15 protein-coding genes are annotated in these 20,183 nt (G+C 72.4%); 11 read left to right on the top strand and 4 right to left on the bottom strand.

Features of this window, described 5'->3' with window-relative positions; translation table 11 throughout:
• Positions 1–10: 10 nt before the first annotated feature.
• Positions 11–412, top strand: coding sequence for a DUF3040 domain-containing protein (locus AC07DA_RS09945; RefSeq protein WP_479126299.1), 402 nt, complete (start codon positions 11–13; stop codon positions 410–412).
• A 769-nt stretch (positions 413–1,181) separates the two neighbouring features.
• On the opposite strand, the gene AC07DA_RS09940 is transcribed toward AC07DA_RS09945, so the two are convergent.
• The 4 genes from AC07DA_RS09940 to AC07DA_RS09925 form a co-directional block, all read right to left on the bottom strand.
• Positions 1,182–3,566 carry a transglutaminase TgpA family protein gene (locus AC07DA_RS09940; protein WP_479126298.1) on the bottom strand — a complete coding sequence of 795 codons (2,385 nt, stop codon included), beginning with the start codon at positions 3,564–3,566 and terminating at the stop codon, positions 1,182–1,184.
• Entirely contained in the window at positions 3,566–4,927 is a 1,362-nt protein-coding gene (locus AC07DA_RS09935; protein WP_479126296.1) for a DUF58 domain-containing protein, read from the bottom strand. The genes AC07DA_RS09940 and AC07DA_RS09935 overlap by 1 nt, the downstream gene beginning before the upstream one ends.
• A complete protein-coding gene (locus tag AC07DA_RS09930) occupies positions 4,927–5,967 on the bottom strand; it encodes an AAA family ATPase (RefSeq protein ID WP_479126294.1) in 1,041 nt (346 codons plus the stop codon). Before AC07DA_RS09930 ends, AC07DA_RS09935 begins: the two co-directional genes overlap by 1 nt.
• 278 nt (positions 5,968–6,245) lie before the next feature.
• Positions 6,246–6,857 carry a beta-class carbonic anhydrase gene (locus tag AC07DA_RS09925; protein ID WP_479126292.1) on the bottom strand — a complete coding sequence of 204 codons (612 nt, stop codon included), beginning with the start codon at positions 6,855–6,857 and terminating at the stop codon, positions 6,246–6,248.
• A gap of 305 nt (positions 6,858–7,162) precedes the next feature.
• Between AC07DA_RS09925 and rsmH the strand changes: the two genes are divergently transcribed.
• The 10 genes from rsmH to AC07DA_RS09875 all read left to right on the top strand — a co-directional run bounded on the left by rsmH (position 7,163) and on the right by AC07DA_RS09875 (position 20,084).
• A complete protein-coding gene (gene rsmH / locus AC07DA_RS09920; protein WP_479126290.1) occupies positions 7,163–8,119 on the top strand; it encodes a 16S rRNA (cytosine(1402)-N(4))-methyltransferase RsmH in 957 nt (318 codons plus the stop codon).
• A gap of 462 nt (positions 8,120–8,581) precedes the next feature.
• Positions 8,582–9,031 (top strand): cell division protein FtsL, encoded by a 450-nt coding sequence (gene ftsL, locus AC07DA_RS09915; RefSeq protein WP_479126288.1) that lies wholly within the window; start codon positions 8,582–8,584, stop codon positions 9,029–9,031.
• Between the two features lie 5 nt (positions 9,032–9,036).
• A complete protein-coding gene (locus tag AC07DA_RS09910) occupies positions 9,037–10,998 on the top strand; it encodes a peptidoglycan D,D-transpeptidase FtsI family protein (protein ID WP_479126286.1) in 1,962 nt (653 codons plus the stop codon).
• Between the two features lie 181 nt (positions 10,999–11,179).
• Entirely contained in the window at positions 11,180–12,700 is a 1,521-nt protein-coding gene (locus AC07DA_RS09905) for a UDP-N-acetylmuramoyl-L-alanyl-D-glutamate--2,6-diaminopimelate ligase (protein WP_479126284.1), read from the top strand.
• Positions 12,701–12,728: 28 nt separating this feature from the next.
• On the top strand, positions 12,729–14,144 hold the full coding sequence (locus AC07DA_RS09900; RefSeq protein WP_479126283.1) for a UDP-N-acetylmuramoyl-tripeptide--D-alanyl-D-alanine ligase: 1,416 nt from the start codon (positions 12,729–12,731) through the stop codon (positions 14,142–14,144).
• Entirely contained in the window at positions 14,144–15,235 is a 1,092-nt protein-coding gene (gene mraY / locus AC07DA_RS09895; RefSeq protein WP_030248707.1) for a phospho-N-acetylmuramoyl-pentapeptide-transferase, read from the top strand. The genes AC07DA_RS09900 and mraY overlap by 1 nt, the downstream gene beginning before the upstream one ends.
• Entirely contained in the window at positions 15,217–16,659 is a 1,443-nt protein-coding gene (murD, locus tag AC07DA_RS09890; protein ID WP_479126282.1) for a UDP-N-acetylmuramoyl-L-alanine--D-glutamate ligase, read from the top strand. Before mraY ends, murD begins: the two co-directional genes overlap by 19 nt.
• Positions 16,660–16,794: 135 nt before the next feature.
• On the top strand, positions 16,795–18,159 hold the full coding sequence (gene ftsW / locus AC07DA_RS09885; RefSeq protein ID WP_479126280.1) for a putative lipid II flippase FtsW: 1,365 nt from the start codon (positions 16,795–16,797) through the stop codon (positions 18,157–18,159).
• Positions 18,160–18,165: 6 nt separating this feature from the next.
• Entirely contained in the window at positions 18,166–19,263 is a 1,098-nt protein-coding gene (murG, locus tag AC07DA_RS09880) for an undecaprenyldiphospho-muramoylpentapeptide beta-N-acetylglucosaminyltransferase (protein WP_479126278.1), read from the top strand.
• A gap of 26 nt (positions 19,264–19,289) precedes the next feature.
• The gene (locus tag AC07DA_RS09875) at positions 19,290–20,084 is read left to right on the top strand and encodes a cell division protein FtsQ/DivIB (protein WP_479126276.1); all 795 of its coding nucleotides are present in this window, start codon (positions 19,290–19,292) and stop codon (positions 20,082–20,084) included.
• Positions 20,085–20,183 lie beyond the last annotated feature (99 nt).

The raw sequence follows: 20,183 nt of genomic DNA, 5'->3' as shown, positions 1-20,183 counted from the left end.
GGAGGACTCCGTGCCGCTCTCGGAGCACGAGCAGCGCATGCTCGAGCAGATGGAGCGAGCGCTGTACGCCGAAGATCCCAAGTTCGCGTCGGCGCTTGAGGGAAGCGGGCTGCGTACGTACACCCGGCGGCGGGTCTACCAGGCGGTCGCGGGCTTCCTCGTAGGTATTGCGCTCCTCATGGCCGGTATGGTCGCCAAGCAGGTCTGGCTCAGCGTCGTGGGCTTCCTCGTCATGCTGGGATGTGCGGTGCTCGCCGTGACCGGCTGGCGCAAGGCCCCCAAGCCGGGCGAACAGGCCGCCGGTACCGCCGCGGGCCCGCAGGGCCGGCGTCAGGGCCGGCCACGGCGCTCCATGATGGACCGCATCGAGCAGCGCTGGCAGAAGCGCCGCGACGAGCAGGGCGGTCATTAGCCGCGCGTCCTTCCCAGGACCCCATGAACACATCGTCAGGGGGTGACCACCGAGTCGTGGTCACCCCCTGACGCATGCCCGGGGATACGAGCCTGGGAGGCGGGCGCATACCTGGGGACGCATACCTGGGGAGGCATGCCCAGGAACGCAGGTCCGGGGGCGGCGCACGCCGGCGGGGCGGTGCCCGGCACGGGCCGCGACCGGGCGATGCCGGTGATGTCCGCGGCTGGGCGCCGCGGGCGGTGTCCACGGGGCAGTACGGGTGCGGCCAGGCGTTGCAGGGCCCTGGGAGTGCGGCCCGGCGATGTCGCAGGGCCGGTGCGGAGGCGGTGCGGAACGGTGCGGCACCCGGAGCCCGCACGGGAAGCCGGTCGGACGGGATCAGGTCCCACCGGCTCTGCCGCTCAGCCCTCAGTCGTACGGCCTCAGCCGGCAGCGCAGCCGACCACTGGCAGCGACAGCTCCCAGCGGACACGCGGCAGCCGACCCTCCTCAGCGGACAACCGGCAGCCGTCCACCCTCATCCGACAGCTCCCAGCGGACAACCGGCAGCCGAGCGCCCTCATCCGACAGCTCCCTGCGGACAAGCGGCAGCCGAGCGCCCTCATCAACGGCTCTCCGCCGACAACCGGCAGCCGCACGGCCTCGGCCGACAGTCCTCAGCCGTACCGGCCCTCGCCGCGCGACTCCCGGTCGTACCGCCCTGGTGAGTGCCGCCCTCGTCGGGCGCGGCCGCAGGCTTCGGTCCGTGCCCGGCTCCCGCTGGGTCTCAGCCGTGCCTGCCCCAGTTCGGGCGCAGCGCCACGGCCCGTGCCCGGACCCCCGACCACCAGTCCGAGACCGCCCACAGCACCCGCGCCGTGGAGCGCGGGGCGAGGACCGCGCGGAGCCTCGCGGTACGGCCGGCTCCGGCGCTCAGGCCCGCCGCCACCCGCCGGACGTCGTCCGTCAGGCCGGGCGTGAGGCGCGGGTGCGGCGCGTACAGCACCTGTTCCACCGCGTCCGCCACCCGGTGCACCGACGCCGCCGCCGAGCCGTCGAGACCGCCCGTGCGGACGATGCGGGCGGCCGCCTTGCGCGGGGTCAGCGACTCGTCCGGCGGGACGCCGAAGTCCCACGCGGTGTCGGTCAGCTCCTGCCAGACGGCCAGGGTGTGCGGCGCCGCGTCCGCCTCACCGCGGCCGTGCGCCCCGAGGCGGACCGAGCGGGTGCGCAGGCGCCACAGCATCGGTGCCAGCGGGAGTGCCAGCACGGCCAGGCCGGCCAGGGCCCAGGCGAGGAAGGCGTACCACCGGGGGCCGTCGTCGCCGGTGGGCAGCACCGCCTGGGGCGACTCGCTGCCGCAGCCGCCGTCCAGCTTCTTCTGCTCCGCCGTGCAGGTCTCGCTCGTCGAGGGCGTCGCGGACGGCGCGGCGGACGCCGACTGGGTCGGGCGCACATCGTCCGGCACCGAGCTGCCCGGTGTGTCCGGCAGCGTGTACTGCGGCATCGACCCGCGGTTGGGAGTCGGCTCGAAGCGGGTCCAGCCCACGCCCTCGAAGTACAGCTCCGGCCAGGCGTGCGCGTCACGCAGCCCCACCGACACCGAACCGTCCGCCTGCGGGGAACCGGGCGCGAAGCCCACCGCGACCCTGGCCGGTATGTCCAGGGAGCGGGCCATCGCCGCCATGGCGAAGGAGAAGTGCACGCAGAAGCCCTGCTTGTCCCGCAGGAACCGGGCGATCGCCTCCGAGCCGCTGCCGACCTGCACCTGCGTGTCGTACTCGAAGCCGCCGGTCACGGCGAACCAGTCCTGCAGCTTCACCGCCTGGTCGTACGGGTCGGCGGCGCCCGAGGTGACCTGGCGGGCCGTGCGCGCCACGACGGCCGGGAGCGAGTCGGGCAGCTCGGTGAAGTCACGCCGGATGGCCTCGGGCGGCGGCCCGGCCGAGGCGAGCTGCTCCGCCGTCGGCTGCACGTCCAGGCTCCTGACCTGGTAGGTCAGGCCCCGTGTGTTCTGCCCGTGGTCACCGACCAGGGTCATGCCCAGCGGCTCGTACCGCCAGTTGCCGCTGATGCGCACGCCGCTCGGCGGGTACGGCATCGGCAGCCAGTCCTGCGCGTACCAGTCGGCCGCGGAGATCGAGGTGTCGACCTCCGCGCGCTTGACGTCGGGGGAGAGGCCGATCGGGGCCGGGAACGTGCCGTCGGGGACGGCGGTGATGGACCGTCGCGACGGCTTCCAGGTGGTGCCGTCGAAGTCGTCCAGGGACACGATCCGCAGGTACAGGTCCGAGACGTCCGCCATCTCGGTCTTGACGGACAGGACCTGCTGGTCCTCGTCCGCGTTCAGGCTGTCCCGCAGCGACACCAGCGGGTTCACCGCGGAGATCGTGCCGCCGCCGCCCGAGCCGGCGCCCGCGCCCGCCCCGACCGAGTCCAGCAGCCCGCCGTTCATCGTGGGCAGGCCGAGCGGCACCACCAGGGCGATGCCCAGCGCGACCACGCCGATGCGCCGGCCGGTGCGCACCGGGGCCGCGGCGCCCCCGCTCGGCTCGCCCGTCGTCGTGTGCGCGGCGCCGCCGAAGACCCGGCCCCACTGCGAGAGCCGGTCCCGTCCCTCGGCCAGCAGCAGCATAAGGTAGCCGGCGGCCGCGACCAGGAACCACAGCCAGTCGGTGCCCCCGTCGGACAGTCCCGCCGCGACCGAGTACAGCGCGAGCAGCGGCAGGCCGGCCGGGGCGGCACTGCGGAAGGTCACCGCGAGCGTGTCCACCAGCAGCCCGATGACCAGCACCCCGCCGATGAGCATCAGCCTGATGCCGTCGGACTCCAGGGGCGCCGGGATCGCGTACCGCGCGATGTCCTGCCCGCCCTGCTCCAGCAGGAGCGCGAAGCGCTCGAAGGCCTGCGGTCCGGGGACCAGCCCGGCCAGTGCCTGCTCGCGGGCGAACACGAAGGTCAGCAGCAGCAGGGTCACCAGGGCCTGCGCCGCCACCGTGAGCGGCCGGGCCAGCGGCACCCGGCGGGCCGCGGCGCCCACGCCCGCCTGCACGGCCAGCAGGAACGCCGCCTGGACGATCCAGGTGGCCGGCTCGACCAAGGGCAGCAGGGCGCACGCGGCCATCAGCGTGGCCGCCCACGCGCCCAGCGTCAGTCGTACCCGCCCGCTCATCACGGTCCCTCCCCGCCGCTCGCGGCGGCCACGCCCCGGCGCTCCCGGTCGGCCTGCCGCCACAGCTCGTCCAGCGAGGCGCCCCGCGGCACGCCGAGGACCGTCCACCCCGCCTCGCGCAGCATGCGCAGCCGTTCCCCGCTCCCGTCCAACGGACCGGGCACGTCGCTCGGTTCCCGCGTCCAGGTGTCGCTGTCCAGTACGAAGGCCACCGCGCCGCCGCTGCGCTGCCGCATCCGGGCGACCACGGCCGCCTGCTCCTCGTCCAGGTCGCCGAGGAAGGCCACCAGCAGCCCCTCGTTCCCGCCGCGGATCACGTCGTAGGCCCGGGACAGGCCCGCGCCGTCGGAGTGGTCGACCACCGCGAGGGTGTCCATCATCAGCCCGGCCGCGTCCGCCGACTCCTGGCTCGCGCCCGCGAAGCCGTCGCCGCCCTCACCGGGCACCGCGTTGCCGGTGTCCGTCAGCAGCCGGACCGAGAAGCCGCGTTCGAGCATGTGCACCAGCACGGAGGCGGCGCCCCCGACGGCCCACTCGAAGGCCGAGTCGGGGCCCGCGCCCTCGTAGGCGATGCCGCGGGTGTCGAGCAGCACCGTGCAACGGGCGCGCTGGGGCTGTTCCTCGCGGCGCACCATCAGCTCGCCGTAGCGGGCGGTCGAGCGCCAGTGCACGCGGCGCAGGTCGTCGCCGTAGCGGTAGCCGCGCGGGATCACGTCGTCCTCGCCGGCCAGCGCGAGCGAGCGCTGCCGCCCGTCGCCGTACCCCTTCGCCTCGCCGCTCATCCGCACCGGCGCCAGCGGCTCCACGCGCGGGATCACCGTCAGCGTGTCGTACGAGGAGAAGGACCGGGTCAGCTCGCACATGCCGAACGGGTCGGTCAGGCGCAGCTGGAGCGGGCCGAGGGGATAGCGGCCGCGCAGGTCGGACCGGACCCGGTAGGACACCTCGCGGCGCCCGCCCGCCTCCACCCGGTCCAGGACGAAACGGGGCCGGGGACCGAGCACGTACGGCACGCGGTCCTGGAGCATCAGCAGGCCCGTGGGCAGCCGCGAGACGTTGTCCATCCGCAGGTGCACCCGCGCCTCGCTGCCGGCGGGCACCCGCGCGGGGGAGAGCCGGCGGCTGCCCGCGACCCGGTAGCGCGTGCGGTACAGCACCGCCGCGCACACCAGCGGCAGCACCGCCAGCAGCAGCCCGACGCGCAACAGGTCGGCCTGCCCGAGCACGTACGAGCAGACGGCGGCCGCGACACCGGCGGCCAGGAAGGAGCGCCCGCGGGTGGTCAGACCGGCCAGGGCGGTGCGGACGCCGCCCTTCTCGCCCCGGTCGGCCTCCGCCTGCCCCGTCCCCGCGGTGGTCATCACAGCCTCCGCGGCGGGTGCGAGGGATAGACCGGCGCGGCGCGGCCCACGGCGCCGAAGCCGCTCTGCTGCTGGGGCGACGCCGGCACCGGCGTGCGCTGCAGGATCTCCTCGACGACCTGCTCGGCCGTGCGGCGGTTGAGCTGGGCCTGCGCGGTGGGCAGCAGGCGGTGGGCCAGGACGGCGACGGCGAGGGCCTGCACGTCGTCCGGCAGCGCGTACTCCCGGCCGCTCAGGGCCGCGGAGGCCTTCGCCGCGCGCAGCAGGTGCAGCGTGGCGCGCGGGGAGGCGCCCAGTCTCAGGTCGGGGTGCGTGCGCGTGGCGCCGACCAGGTCGACCGCGTAGCGCCGGACCGGCTCGGCCACGTGCACCCCGCGCACCGCCTCGATCAGCTTGAGGATCTCGTGCGCGTGCGCCACCGGCTGGAGGTCCTCCAGCGGCGAGACGCCGCCGTGCACGTCCAGCATCTGCAGCTCGGCCTCCGCGCTCGGGTAGCCGACCGAGACACGGGCCATGAAGCGGTCGCGCTGGGCCTCCGGCAGCGGGTAGGTCCCCTCCATCTCGACCGGGTTCTGCGTCGCCACCACCATGAAGGGACTGGGCAGCTCGTAGGTCTTGCCGTCGATGGTGACCTGGCGCTCCTCCATCGACTCCAGCAGCGCGGACTGCGTCTTGGGCGAGGCGCGGTTGATCTCGTCGCCGATCACCACCTGCGCGAAGATCGCGCCCGGCTTGAACTCGAAGTCCCGGCGCTGCTGGTCCCAGATGGACACACCGGTGATGTCCGAGGGCAGCAGGTCGGGCGTGAACTGGATGCGCCGCACGGAACAGTCGATGGACCGCGCCAGCGCCTTGGCCAGCATCGTCTTGCCGACGCCCGGGACATCCTCGATCAACAGATGCCCCTCGGCGAGCAGTACGGTCAGCGAGAGCCGTACGACCTCGGGCTTGCCCTCGATCACGCCTTCCACCGAATCCCGCACGCGCTCCACCACGGCGGTCAGATCAGTGAGGCTCGCTCGATCGTCATAGGTCGTCACCCGGCCCTCCTCGGCCTTTCCCCTGCTCCCAGGAAGCACGGGATACCCCATTTTCCCGGGCCGACGCCGCATGACGCGGGCCTGCCCACCCCGAACACGGACAGCACGCGGGAAAAGTTCCGCGCGACGCCACTCCCGCATTCTTGCTGCCGTTACCGATTCGTGTCACTCGACTGTGGACAACTGGCCGCGATATGTCGGTCTTACGGCCATTCGAACGCGTGACTGACAGGGTTTCGACAGCTACGGGCGGTTGCGGGACGGGGTGGGCCGCGAGGTCAGGAGGCGGGATCGACCTCGCGCAGCAGGCCGGTCTTCACGTCGAAGACGAATCCGCGCACGTCGTCGGTGTGCAGCAGGAACGGCGAGGTGCGCACGCGCTGCATCGACTGCCGGACGTCCTGGTCGACGTCCCGGAAGGACTCCACGGCCCACGCCGGGCGCTGGCCGACCTCCGCCTCCAGCTCGTTGCGGAAGTCCTCGGTGAGGCTCTCCAGGCCGCAGCCCGTGTGGTGGATGAGGACCACGCTGCGGGTGCCCAGCTTGCGCTGGCTGATGGTGAGGGAGCGGATCACGTCGTCGGTGACCACACCGCCCGCGTTGCGGATCGTGTGGCAGTCACCGAGCTCCAGACCGAGCGCGGCGTGCAGGTCGAGGCGGGCGTCCATGCAGGCCACGACGGCGACGTGCAGGACGGGGCGGGCGTCCATGCCGGGATCGGTGAAGGCCTCGGCGTAGCGCTGGTTCGCTTCGACGAGCCGGTCGGTGACGGTGCCGCCGGTGGTCGCGGCGTGGGGGCCAGTGGGAACCGATGCAGAAGTCGTCATAACCATGACGTTACTGGTCACCGGTGTTCTCGTCCCGCTGTGAGAGGGGACAAAGAACGCCATCGTGGCTTGTAGTGAGGTAACCCACAGGGGTGGTGTGCCGTGGGTTGCGACGCGCAGGCCGGTTGATTGACCGCGACACAGGGTGGACTAAAGTGACGCGAAGCGGGAGGCGAGACTCTCCCCGCTGGACTGAATTCCCGGAGACCCCGGCGACGACCGGAGATCTCCCCGCGTGCGCGGCGCGTACGTACGGCTCGGCCTCCTCCCGCTCCCGGTCGACTGACGCTTCCGGCGCCGGCAGGCCTCCTCCCGAGCGGGCGGTCACCCGGCGGTGCGTACGGGCCCGCCGGATCTGAGAGGGCCCCTTGAGCGAGAGTCGACACGTCCCGGTGATGCTCCAGCGGTGCCTGGACCTGCTGGCACCCGCCCTTGAGGGCCCGGACGCCGTGGTCGTCGACTGCACCCTCGGCCTCGGCGGCCACAGCGAGGCACTCCTGGAGCGGTTCCCGCAGGTCCGCCTCGTCGCCCTGGACCGCGACAAGGAGGCCCTGCGCCTGTCCGGCGAGCGCCTCGCGTCCCACGGCGAGCGCGCCACCCTCGTCCACGCCGTCTACGACGAACTCCCCGACGTGCTGCGGCGGCTCGGCATCGCGCGCGTGCAGGGCGTCCTGTTCGACCTCGGCGTCTCCTCCATGCAGCTCGACGAGGCCGGCCGCGGCTTCGCCTACGCCCAGGACGCCCCGCTCGACATGCGGATGGACCAGACGACCGGGGTCAGCGCCGCGGAGGTCCTCAACACGTACCCGCCGGGCGAACTGGTCCGCATCCTGCGGGCGTACGGCGAGGAGAAGCAGGCCAAGCGGATCGTCAGCGCGATCGTGCGGGAGCGGGAGAAGGAGCCGTTCAGCACCAGCGCGCGGCTGGTCGAGCTGATCCGCGACGCCCTGCCGCAGGCGGCCAAGCGCACCGGCGGAAACCCCGCCAAGCGCACGTTCCAGGCCCTGCGCATCGAGGTCAACGGCGAACTCGCCGTCCTGGAGCGGGCGATCCCGGCCGCCGTGAAGGCGCTGGACGTGGGCGGGCGGATCGCCGTGCTGTCGTACCACTCGCTGGAGGACCGCCTGGTCAAGCAGGTGTTCGCGGCGGGCGCCGCCAGCACCGCGCCGCCCGGGCTGCCGGTCGTGCCCGAGCGCTACCAGCCGCGGCTCAAGCTGCTCACCCGCGGTGCCGAACTCCCCACCGAGGAGGAGATCGCCGAGAACCGGCGAGCGGCACCGGCGCGGCTGCGCGGCGCCGAGCGCATCAGGGAGGACGTCGAGTGAGCCACGGGTGGTCCCGCACCGGGGCAGCGCGGATGCGCGACGCGCTGTTCTGCCGGGCCGGTGAAGCGCGAGCGTGTGACGCGCGGTCGTCCCGGGCGGGTGAAGCGCGAGCGTGCGACGCACGATCGTCCCTCACCGGAGAGGCGCGGGCGCGTGTCGTGCGGTCGTTCCGGGCCGGTGGTGGGCGAGCGTGCGGCGGGTGGTTGGCCTGGTCCGATGCGGCGCGGAGGTGCGACGCACGGTCGTTCCGTACCGGAGAGGCGCGGGCGCGTGTCGCGCGGTCGTCCCGGGCCGGTGGTGCGCGGTCGGGGGGCACGTGGGTGTCCTGGGCCGGTGGTGTCCGTGAAGGCGACGGGCGGTCGTCCCGGGCCGGTGGTGCGCGGGCGCGCGGCGCGTGTCCGTCCTGGGCCCGCGGCGCGTGCGCGAGTCATGGGCCGGTGTGCCGGAGCCGAGGGAGTGCGCGTGAGCAGTAGACCCGAACTGACGGGCCGGGCGGCACGGCTCGCGCGGCTCCTGCCCACCGGCCCGGGGCAGGCCGCCCGCACCCCCTTCGTCCTGCTGGTCGTCCTCCTCCTCGGCGGCGGTCTCATCTGCCTCCTCGTGCTGAACTCGGCCGTCAGCGAGGGCGCGTTCCAGCTCGACGACCTCCAGCGCGAGACCAAGAACCTCACCGACGAGGAGCAGGCCCTCCAGCGGGACATCGACGCCTACTCCGCCCCCGAGGCCCTCCAGCGCCGCGCCCGGGAACTCGGCATGGTCCCCGGTGGTGACCCCGCCTTCCTGAGCCCCGACGGCACGGTCAAGGGCGTCCCCAGCCCCGCCCCCGGCGTCCGGCCGGCCTCCGCCCACGTCCCCCTGGTGCTCGCCCCCGAGGCCATGTCCGACGGCACCGCATCGACCCCCGGCAGGTGACGGAAGTGTCCGACAGGGAACCGCCACGCCGCCGCGTGCCCGGCCCCGCCAGGCCCGCCCGCCCCGACGCCCGGCGCCGGCCCGGGCCCGGTGCCCGGCCGGCCCGGCGGCCCGGACCGGGACGCCCGGCCCCGCCCAAGCCGCTCCGCCTAGGCAGCCCGCGCCCGCGACTGCGTCTGATCGGGCTCGCGCTCACCCTCGTGCTGATCGCCTTCGTCGTACGGCTGTTCCAGGTGCAGGCCGTCGACGCGAGTACGTACGCCGCCAAGGCCGAGCAGAACCGCTACGTCGGGCAGGTGCTGGCCGCGGACCGCGGCGAGATCACCGACCGCTCCGGAGTCGCCCTGGCCACCAGCGAGGACGCCTACGACATCACGGCCGACCCCACCATGTTCGCGCCCGGCCACCTGAAGATCGGCGACGGGCCCGAGCAGGCGGCCGCCCTGCTCGCGCCGATCCTCGGCCAGGACCAGGAGACCCTGGTCGAGAAGCTGCGGCCGAAGAACAAGGCCCTGCGGTACGTCAAACTGGCCTCCCGCCAGACGCCGCAGGTCTGGAAGCAGATCAAGGACCTGAAGTCCGCGCTCGCGAAGAAGGAGGAGACGGACGAGTCCGTGCGCAACGTGCTGGCGGGCGTCTTCTCCGTCGCCACCAGCAAGCGCGTGTACCCCAACGGCGACCTCGCCGCCGGGATACTGGGCTGGGTCAACGGCGAGGGCAAGCCCGGCGGCGGCATCGAGCTGCAGCTCGACAAGCAACTGGCCGGCAAGGACGGCAAGATCCGCTACGCCCAGTCCGGCGGCCGGCTCGTCCCCACCGCGGGGGGCGCCACCGAGACCCCCGCCGTGCCCGGCAGCGACGTCGAGCTCACCATCGACCGCGACATCCAGTGGGCCGCGCAGAACGCCATCACCGAGCAGGTGAAGGAGTCGGCGGCCGACCGCGGCTACGTCATCGTCCAGGACACCCGCACCGGACAGATCCTGGCCATGGCCAACTCGCCCGGCTTCGACCCCAACGACCTGTCCGACGCCGACCCGGCCGCCCTGGGCAACGCCGCGCTGCAGGACGCCTTCGAGCCCGGCTCCACCGCCAAGGTCATGTCGATGGCCGCCGTCCTCCAGGAGCGGGTCGCCACCCCGATGACCCACGTCGTCGTGCCCAACCGGCTGCACCGCGGCGACCGGCTCTTCAAGGACGACGTCGACCACCCGACCTGGTACCTGACGCTCAACGGCGTCCTGGCCAAGTCCAGCAACATCGGCACCATCCTCGCCACCGGCCAGCTCGGCAAGACCCAGGCGCAGGCGAACAAGGTCCTCTACGACTACCTGCGCAAGTTCGGCCTGGGCAGCTACACCGGCCTCGGCTTCCCCGGCGAGACCAAGGGCATCCTCGCCCCGCCGGACAAGTGGTCGACCTCGCAGCAGTACACGATCCCCTTCGGCCAGGGCGTCTCCATCAACGCCATGCAGGCCGCCTCCGTGTACTCGACGATCGCCAACGGAGGCGTCCGCGTCGAACCCACGCTGGTCCGCGGCACCAAGGGCCCCGACGGCCGCTTCACGCCGGCCCCCGAGCCCGAGAGGACACGGGTCGTCAGCGCGCAGACGGCGAAGACCCTCGCCCGGATGCTGGAGTCCGTCGTGGACGACGAGGAGGGCACCGGCACCAAGGCACGCATCCCCGGCTACCGCGTCGCGGGCAAGACGGGCACGGCCAACCGCGTGGATCCGGCCACCGGCAAGTACCACGGCTACACCTCCTCGTTCGCCGGGTTCGCGCCCGCCGACAAGCCCCGCATCACCGTCTACTGCGCCATCCAGAACGCCACTCAGGGCAGCTACTTCGGCGGGCAGATCTGCGGCCCCGTCTACAAGCAGGTCATGGAGTTCGCACTGAAGTCCCTCCAGGTCCCGCCGACCGGGGCCAAGCCCGCCAAGCTCCCGGTCACCTTCCAGCGCTGAGCGGCCAGGAGCGCCGGTCAGCACCGAAACAGCCAGGAACCACCTCGTGACAACGATCACCCCGGACCCCGGGAACCAGAGCACCCCAGGCCCCTCACTTCGCCCGGAGGCGGGTACGCCCGGTACGCTCACCGCCGTGCCACACGCTGATCAGTCCCAAACCACCCAGAAGGGGCATCCCGTGACATACCCCGGGCCGCCCAGGCCGGTGCAGGTCTCCGCCACATCCCTCGCGGAACTCGCCGATCAGCTGGGTGCTCCCGCGCCACAGGGCGCCGCCGCGGTCACGGGCATCACCCACGACTCGCGGGCCGTGCGCCCCGGCGACCTGTACGCCGCCCTCCCGGGCGCCCGCCTGCACGGCGCGGACTTCGTCAACCAGGCCGCGGGCCTGGGCGCCGCCGCCGTGCTGACCGACCCGACCGGCGCCGAACGCGCCGCCGCGTCGGGGCTGCCCGTCCTGGTCGTCGACGACCCGCGCGGGCGGATGGGCGAGCTGGCCGCCACGATCTACGGCCACCCCGGCCGGGACCTGCTCCAGATCGGCATCACCGGTACCTCCGGCAAGACCACCACCGCCTACCTCGTCGAGGGCGGCCTGAAGACCGTCAGGACCACCGGCCTGATCGGCACGGTCGAGATGCGCATCGGCGACGAGCGCATCAAGTCCGAGCGGACCACGCCCGAGGCCACCGACCTGCAGGCCCTGTTCGCCGTCATGCGCGAACGCGGCGTGGAGGCGGTCGCCATGGAGGTCTCCAGCCACGCCCTGGTCCTCGGCCGCGTCGACGGCTGCGTCTTCGACATCGGCGTCTTCACCAACCTGAGCCCGGAGCACATGGAGTTCCACTCCGACATGGAGGACTACTTCCAGGCGAAGGCGCAGCTGTTCACCCCCCGGCGCGGCAGACTCGGCGTGGTCAACGTCGACGACGAGTACGGCCGCAGGCTGGCGAAGGAGGCCACCGTCCCGGTCGTCACCTACTCCGCCGAGGGCCACCCCGACGCCGACTGGCGCGCCGAGGACGTCCGGGTCGGCCGCCTGGACTCGACGTTCACCGTCGTCGGGCCCAAGGGCGAGCGGATCAGCGCCAAGTCGCCGCTGCCGGGCCCCTTCAACGTGGCCAACACCCTGGCCGCGATCGTCGCCCTCGCCGTCGCCGGGCTCGACCCGCAGGCCGCGGCCGACGGCGTGGCCGCCGTCCCCGGCGTGCCGGGCCGCCTGGAGCGCGTGGACGCCGGGCAGCCCTACCTCGCGGTCGTCGACTACGCGCACAAGACCGACGCCGTCGAGTCCGTGCTGCGCGCCCTGCGCAAGGTCACCGAGGGCAGGCTGCACATCGTCCTCGGCTGCGGCGGCGACCGGGACAAGACCAAGCGCGCGCCCATGGGCGCCGCCGCGGCGCGGCTCGCCGACACCGCCGTACTGACCTCCGACAACCCCCGTGGCGAGGACCCCCTCGCGATCCTCGCCACGATGCTGCAGGGCGCGGCCTCCGTGCCCGCGCACGAGCGCGGCGAGGTGCAGGTCTTCGAGGACCGGGCCGCCGCTATCGCCGCCGCCGTGGCGCGCGCGGAGCCGGGCGACACCGTGCTGGTCGCCGGCAAGGGCCACGAGCAGGGCCAGGACATCGCCGGGGTGGTCCGTCCCTTCGACGACCGCCAGGTGCTGCGCGAAGCCATCCGGAAGACCCAGGGATGAAAATCCAGAAGACCCAGGGGATGAACTTGTGATCGCCCTCTCCCTCGCCGAGATCGCAGAAGCCGTCGGCGGGCAGACGCACGACATACCGGATCCGTCCGTCCAGGTCACCGGCCCGGTCGTCCGGGACTCCCGGGAGGCGGTGCCGGGCAGCCTGTTCGTGGCCTTCGCCGGGGAGCGCGTGGACGGCCACGACTTCGCGGCGGCGGTCGTCGAGGCGGGAGCGGTGGCCGTGCTCGGCACCCGTCCCGTCGGCGTGCCCGCGATCGTCGTGGACGACGTCCAGGCCGCCCTCGGCGCCCTCGCGCGGCACGTCGTACGACGCCTCGGTGCCACTCTCGTCGCCCTCACCGGCTCGGCGGGCAAGACCAGCACCAAGGACCTCATCGCCCAGGTCCTCCAGCGCAAGGCGCCGACGGTGTTCACGCCCGGCTCGCTCAACAACGAGATCGGGCTGCCGCTGACCGCGCTCAGCGCCACCGAGGAGACCCGCTTCCTCGTCCTGGAGATGGGCGCCCGCGGCATCGGGCACATCCGCTACCTCACGGAACTGACCCCGCCGAGGATCGGCCTGGTGCTCAACGTCGGATCCGCCCACATCGGCGAGTTCGGCGGCCGCGAGCAGATCGCCCAGGCCAAGGGCGAGCTCGTCGAGTCCCTGCCGTCCGAGGCCGACGGCGGAACGGCCGTCCTCAACGCGGACGACCCCTACGTACGGGCCATGGCCTCCCGTACGAAGGCGAAGGTGATCTTCTTCGGAGAGTCCGACGAAGCGGACGTTCGCGCCGAGAACGTGCGACTCACGGACACCGGACAGCCCGCGTTCAGGCTTCACACACCCTCCGGTGCAAGCGATGTGACCATGCGCCTGTACGGTGAGCACCACGTGTCGAACGCGCTCGCCGCGGCCGCCGTCGCCCACGAGTTGGGCATGTCCGCAGACGAGATCGCCGTCGCGCTCTCCGAGGCGGGCTCCCTCTCCCGCTGGCGCATGGAGGTCACCGAGCGCCCGGACGGCGTGACGGTCGTCAACGACGCCTACAACGCGAACCCCGAGTCCATGAAGGCCGCGCTGCGCGCGCTGGCGGCCATGGGCAAGGGACGTCGTACGTGGGCGGTGCTCGGCAAGATGGCCGAGCTCGGGGACGAGGCTCTCGCCGAGCACGACGCGGTCGGGCGGCTCGCCGTCCGGCTCAACGTCAGCAAGCTCGTCGCGGTCGGCGGCAGGGAAGCCGCCTGGCTGCAACTGGGCGCATATAACGAGGGTTCGTGGGGTGAGGAGTCGGTGCACGTGTCCGACGCACAGGCGGCGGTCGACCTGTTGCGCAGCGAGTTGCGCCCGGGGGACGTCGTGCTCGTGAAGGCGTCCCGTTCGGTCGGGCTGGAAAGCGTTGCCCAGGCGCTGCTCGAGTCCGGTGCCGAGGGTGAGGTTGCCGCCCGATGATGAAGCAGATCCTGTTCGCAGGAGTCATTGGTCTCTTCCTCACGCTGGTCGGCACCCCGCTGCTGATCAAACTGCTCGCGCGCAAGGGCTACGGGCAGTACATCCGTGACGACGGCCCGCGCGAGCACGCCAGCAAGCGCGGTACGCCGACCATGGGCGGCATCGCGTTCATCCTGGCGACGGTGGCCGCGTACTTCCTGGCGAAGGTCATCACGGGCTATCTCGACCCGGAGGCGGACGCGGCGCCGACCTTCTCGGGCCTGCTGGTGCTCGGGCTGATGGTCGGCATGGGCCTGGTCGGTTTCCTCGACGACTACATCAAGATCGTCAAGCGGCGTTCGCTGGGCCTGCGGGCCAAGGCGAAGATGGCCGGCCAGCTGATCGTCGGCATCGGTTTCGCCGTGCTGTCCCTGCAGTTCGCGGACAACCGCGGCAACACCCCGGCCTCCACCAAGCTGTCGTTCATCACGGACTTCGGCTGGACGATCGGACCGGTGCTGTTCGTCGTCTGGGCGCTGTTCATGATCCTCGCGATGTCGAACGGCGTGAACCTCACCGACGGTCTGGACGGTCTGGCCACCGGCGCCTCGGTCCTGGTCTTCGGCGCCTACACCTTCATCGGCGTCTGGCAGTTCCAGGAGTCCTGCGCCAACGCGCAGACCCTCACCAACCCCGGCGCGTGCTACGAGGTGCGCGACCCGCTCGACCTCGCGGTCGTCGCCTCGGCGCTGATGGGCGCCTGCCTCGGCTTCCTGTGGTGGAACACCTCGCCGGCCAAGATCTTCATGGGCGACACCGGTTCGCTCGCGCTCGGCGGTGTCCTCGCCGGCCTCGCGATCTGCTCGCGCACCGAGCTGCTGCTCGCCATCCTGGGCGGCCTGTTCGTCCTGATCACCATGTCCGTGGTGATCCAGGTCGGTTCGTTCCGCCTCACCGGCAAGCGCGTCTTCCGGATGGCGCCACTGCAGCACCACTTCGAACTCAAGGGCTGGTCCGAAGTGCTCGTCGTGGTCCGCTTCTGGATCATTCAGGGCATCTGTGTGATTGTCGGACTGGGCCTCTTCTACGCAGGATGGGCAGCGGACAAGTGACCTCCTCGGAGCCCTTCGACTTCCAGGGCAAGCACGTCACCGTCGCCGGGCTCGGCGTCTCCGGCGTCCCGGCGGCCAAGGTGCTGCACGGCCTCGGCGCGCGCGTCACGGTCGTCAACGACGGCGCCGACGAGCGCGCCCGGGCGCAGGCAGCCGAGCTGGAGGCGCTCGGGATCACCGTCCGCCTCGGCGACGGGGACAGCCTCCCGGAGGGCACCGAGCTGATCGTCACCGCGCCCGGCTGGAAGCCGGACAAGGCGCTGTTCACGGCGGCCGAGCGGGCGGGCGTGCCGGTGTGGGGCGACGTCGAACTGGCCTGGCGCCTGCGCGGCCCCGACGCGGCTGACTGGCTGGCCGTCACGGGCACCAACGGCAAGACCACCACCGTCCAGATGCTCGCCTCGATCCTGAAGGCGGCCGGGCTGCGCACCGCCGCAGTCGGCAACATCGGCGTATCGCTGCTGGACGCGGTGCTCGGCGAGGAGCGGTACGACGTCCTGGCCGTGGAGCTGTCCAGCTACCAGCTGCACTGGGCGCCCTCCCTGCGCGCCCACTCGGCCGCGGTGCTCAACCTCGCCCCCGACCACCTCGACTGGCACGGCTCCATGGAGGCGTACGCCAAGGACAAGGGCCGCATCTACGAGGGCAATCGGGTCGCCTGCGTCTACAACGTGGCCGACAAGGCCACCGAGGACCTGGTCCGCGAGGCCGACGTGGAGGAGGGCTGCCGGGCCATCGGCTTCACCCTGGGCACGCCCGGCCCCTCCCAACTCGGCGTCGTCGAGGGCCTCCTGGTCGACCGCGCCTTCGTCGAGAACCGGCAGAAGAACGCCCAGGAGCTCGCCGAGGTCGCCGACGTGAACCCGCCGGCCCCGCACAACGTCGCCAACGCCCTCGCGGCGGCGGCCCTCGCCCGCGCCTACGGCGTGCCCGCCAGGGCCGTCCGGGACGGGCTGCGGGCCTTCACCCCGGACGCCCACCGCATCGCACACGTCGCCGACGTGGACGGCGTCGCCTACGTCGACGACTCCAAGGCGACCAACACCCACGCCGCGGAGGCCTCGTTGGCGGCGTACGAGTCGATCGTGTGGATCGCGGGCGGACTCGCCAAGGGCGCCACCTTCGACGAACTGGTCGCCAAGTCGGCGAAGCGGCTGCGCGGGGCCGTGCTGATCGGCGCGGACCGGGCGCTCATCCGCGAAGCCCTGGCGCGACACGCCCCGGAAGTACCCGTCGTCGACCTCGACCGGACCGACACTGGGGCGATGCGCGCGGCGGTCCACGAGGCGCGAGGGCTCGCGCACGCGGGCGACACGGTGCTGCTGGCCCCGGCCTGTGCCTCCATGGACATGTTCGCCGACTACAACAAGCGCGGGGACGCTTTCGCGGACGCCGTTCGCGAGCTCGGCTCCGTCGAGGGCTGACCCGGGTCCGCCTCGCCCGGCGGCGACGCCGGGCGTACCTGGGAGGGACGCGTGAGACGGATGTGGCTGGTGCCCGAGCGGCCGGGGAGCGTGCGCGGCACGCCGTCCCCCTCCGGCAAGGCGGGGTGAGCGGCGATGCCCACCAGCCGCACCGGACGGCCCCCCACTCCGCGCGCCCCCAAGCGCCCCGTCACGCCCCGGACCCCGCGGGACGGTGGCGTCCTCGGCCTGTACACCCGTGCCCGCCGGGGCTGGGACCGGCCGCTGACCGCCTACTACCTGATCCTCGGCGGCAGCATGCTGATCACCGTGCTGGGCCTGGTGATGGTGTACTCGGCCTCCCAGATCACCGCGCTGCAGATGTCGCTGCCCGGCTCGTACTTCTTCCGCAAGCAGCTGCTCGCGGCGGTCATCGGCGCCGGTCTGCTGTTCGCCGCCTCACGCATGCCGGTGAAACTCCACCGGGCCCTGGCCTACCCGATCCTCGCCGGAGCCGTCGTCCTCATGGCCCTGGTGCAGGTGCCCGGGATAGGAGTCTCGGTCAACGGCAACCAGAACTGGATCGCCGTCGGCGGCTCCTTCCAGCTCCAGCCGAGCGAGTTCGGCAAGCTCGCGCTGGTGCTCTGGGGCGCCGACCTGCTCGCCCGCAAGCAGGACAAGAAGCTGCTGGCCCAGTGGAAGCACATGCTCGTCCCGCTGGTACCGGCCGCCTTCATGCTGCTCGGGCTGATCATGATCGGCGGCGACATGGGCACGGCGATCATCCTCACGGCCATCCTGTTCGGCCTGCTCTGGCTGGCCGGAGCGCCCACGCGGCTGTTCGCCGGCGTCCTGTCGATCGCCGCCGTGCTGGGGCTGATCCTCATCAAGACCAGCCCCAACCGCATGGCCCGCCTGCAGTGCCTCGGCGCCACCGAACCCCAGTCCGGACCGGTTGACTGCTGGCAGGCCGTGCACGGCATCTACGCCCTCGCCTCCGGCGGGATCTTCGGCTCCGGGCTGGGGGCGAGTGTGGAGAAATGGGGCCAACTCCCCGAAGCCCACACCGACTTCATCTTCGCCGTCACCGGTGAGGAACTGGGCCTGGCGGGGACGCTGTCGGTCCTCGCCCTCTTCGCGGCTCTAGGCTATGCGGGTATCCGCGTGGCCGGACGCACGGAGGACCCCTTCGTGAGGTATGCCGCGGGAGGCGTGACCACCTGGATCACGGCCCAGGCCGTGATCAACATCGGTGCGGTGCTCGGTCTGCTGCCGATCGCCGGCGTGCCTCTCCCGCTGTTCTCCTACGGAGGATCCGCCCTGCTGCCGACCATGTTCGCCATCGGGCTGCTGATCGCCTTCGCGCGCGACGAGCCCGCTGCGCGGGCAGCGCTTGCGATGCGGCAACCTCGCTTTGGTAGAAAGCGGGGGGCCGGGGGAACCGGTTCGGGTCGGAGTCCCCGGAGATGGAACACGATGCGACGGCGCGCCACGGCGGCGCGTCCGTCCGGAGAGCGGTGAATTTCGGTGCATGTCGTACTCGCCGGCGGAGGAACCGCGGGCCACATCGAGCCCGCGCTCGCCCTCGCGGACGCCCTGCGCAGGCAGGACCCGACCGTGGGCATCACGGCCCTGGGCACGGAGCGAGGTCTGGAGACACGTCTCGTACCCGAGCGCGGTTACGAGCTGGCGCTGATCCCCGCCGTACCGCTGCCACGCAAGCCCACCCCCGAGCTGATCACCGTCCCGGGCCGGCTGCGCGGCACCATCAAGGCGACCGAGCAGATCCTGGAGCGCACCGAGGCGGACGCCGTGGTCGGCTTCGGCGGCTACGTCGCCCTGCCCGGCTACCTCGCGGCCAAGCGCCTGGGCGTGCCGATCGTCATCCACGAGGCCAACGCCCGCCCGGGCCTGGCCAACAAGATCGGCTCGCGCTACGCCAGCCAGGTCGCCGTCTCCACCCCGGACAGCAAGCTGCGCGGCGCCCGCTACATCGGCATCCCGCTGCGCCGCTCCATCGCCACCCTGGACCGGGCCGCCGTACGCCCCGAGGCCCGGGCCGCCTTCGGGCTCGACCCGAACCTGCCCACGCTGCTGGTCTCCGGCGGCTCCCAGGGCGCCCGCCGCCTCAACGAGGTCGTCCAGACGGTCGCGCCCTGGCTGCAGCAGGCCGGCATCCAGATCCTGCACGCGGTCGGACCGAAGAACGAACTGCCGCAGGTCCAGCAGATGCCGGGGATGCCCCCCTATATCCCGGTAAGTTACCTGGACCGGATGGACCTCGCGTACGCCGCGGCCGACATGATGCTCTGCCGCGCGGGCGCGATGACCGTCGCCGAACTCTCCGCCGTCGGGCTCCCGGCCGCCTACGTCCCGCTGCCCATCGGCAACGGCGAACAGCGGCTCAACGCCCAGCCGGTGGTCAAGGCCGGCGGCGGCCTGCTGGTCGACGACGCGGAGCTGACCCCCGAATGGGTCCAGCAGAACGTCCTGCCCGTGCTCGCCGACCCGCACCGGCTGTACCAGATGTCCCGCGCCGCCGCCGAGTTCGGCCGCCGGGACGCCGACGACCTGCTCGTCGGCATGGTGTACGAGGCGATCGCCGCCGCTCGTGCACACCGCTAGGCCCGTATGACGGAAGGCAGGGGAGCGTGGCCGGATCGACCACCGCCGAGCGCGGTGAACGCCAGCAGAAGTCGTCCGGCCCGCCTCCCGCCAGGCGTCTGAGGCGGCGTCACGTCCGTCTGATCATCATCCTGGGTCTCGTCCTGGTCTTCCTGGGTACCCCGACCCTGTGGCTGTTCTACGGATCCGACTGGCTGCGCGCCGAGCAGGTCTCCGTCTCGGGTACCCGGGTGCTGACGCCGGCTCAGGTCAGGACGGCCGCCGAGGTCCCCCTCGGCGAGCCGCTGATTTCCGTCGACACGGATGCGATCGAGACCCGGCTGCGCCGGAAATTGCCCCGGATCGACACGGTTGACGTGGTCCGTTCCTGGCCCCACGGAATCGACCTGAAAGTGGTCGAGCGGACTCCGGTTCTGCTTGTCCAAAAGGGCGGAAAGTTCATCGAAGTGGACGATGAAGGTGTCCGTTTCGCCACGGTTTCTGAGGCGCCGAAAGGGGTGCCCGCACTGGAATTGACACTGTCGCGCTCCGGCTCGGCCGGCGCCAGCCTGCGCCGCTTCGGTGAGGCCCGGCTGGTGCGCGAGGCGGTCGGCGTCGCCCGCGCCGTTCCGGCCGCCGTCGCCCGCGGCACACGGGCCGTCAAGGTCCGCTCCTACGACGACATCTCGCTGGAGTTGAGGGACGGCCGTACCGTCGTGTGGGGCAGCAGTGAGAACGGGGCGGCGAAGGCCCGCGCGCTGACCGCCCTGATGAAAGCCTCCCGCGATGCGCGGCACTTCGACGTGAGCGTCCCCACCGCGCCCGCGTCATCAGGGAGTTGACGCACATCCGCGCAGGCCAGCACCCTGGTTGGGCAGTGCTACGGCTGATCACATAGGGTGAAAAGAAAAACGGGAGGTTCGGCGTGTTCGTTGAACGTG

Source organism: Streptomyces sp. NPDC044921, from assembly GCF_056432865.1.
This window is presented reverse-complemented; position numbering and strand designations above follow the sequence as displayed.

What these genes read in the sequence shown, in the direction of transcription:
- AC07DA_RS09940 (WP_479126298.1), bottom strand. Translation starts at nt 3,566, where the DNA reads ATGAGCGGGCGGGTACGACTGACGCTGGGCGCGTGGGCGGCCACGCTG.
- AC07DA_RS09935 (WP_479126296.1), bottom strand. Translation starts at nt 4,927, where the DNA reads ATGACCACCGCGGGGACGGGGCAGGCGGAGGCCGACCGGGGCGAGAAG.
- AC07DA_RS09925 (WP_479126292.1), bottom strand. Translation starts at nt 6,857, where the DNA reads ATGGCGTTCTTTGTCCCCTCTCACAGCGGGACGAGAACACCGGTGACC.
- mraY (WP_030248707.1), top strand. Translation starts at nt 14,144, where the DNA reads ATGAAGCAGATCCTGTTCGCAGGAGTCATTGGTCTCTTCCTCACGCTG.
- murD (WP_479126282.1), top strand. Translation starts at nt 15,217, where the DNA reads ATGGGCAGCGGACAAGTGACCTCCTCGGAGCCCTTCGACTTCCAGGGC.
- ftsW (WP_479126280.1), top strand. Translation starts at nt 16,795, where the DNA reads ATGCCCACCAGCCGCACCGGACGGCCCCCCACTCCGCGCGCCCCCAAG.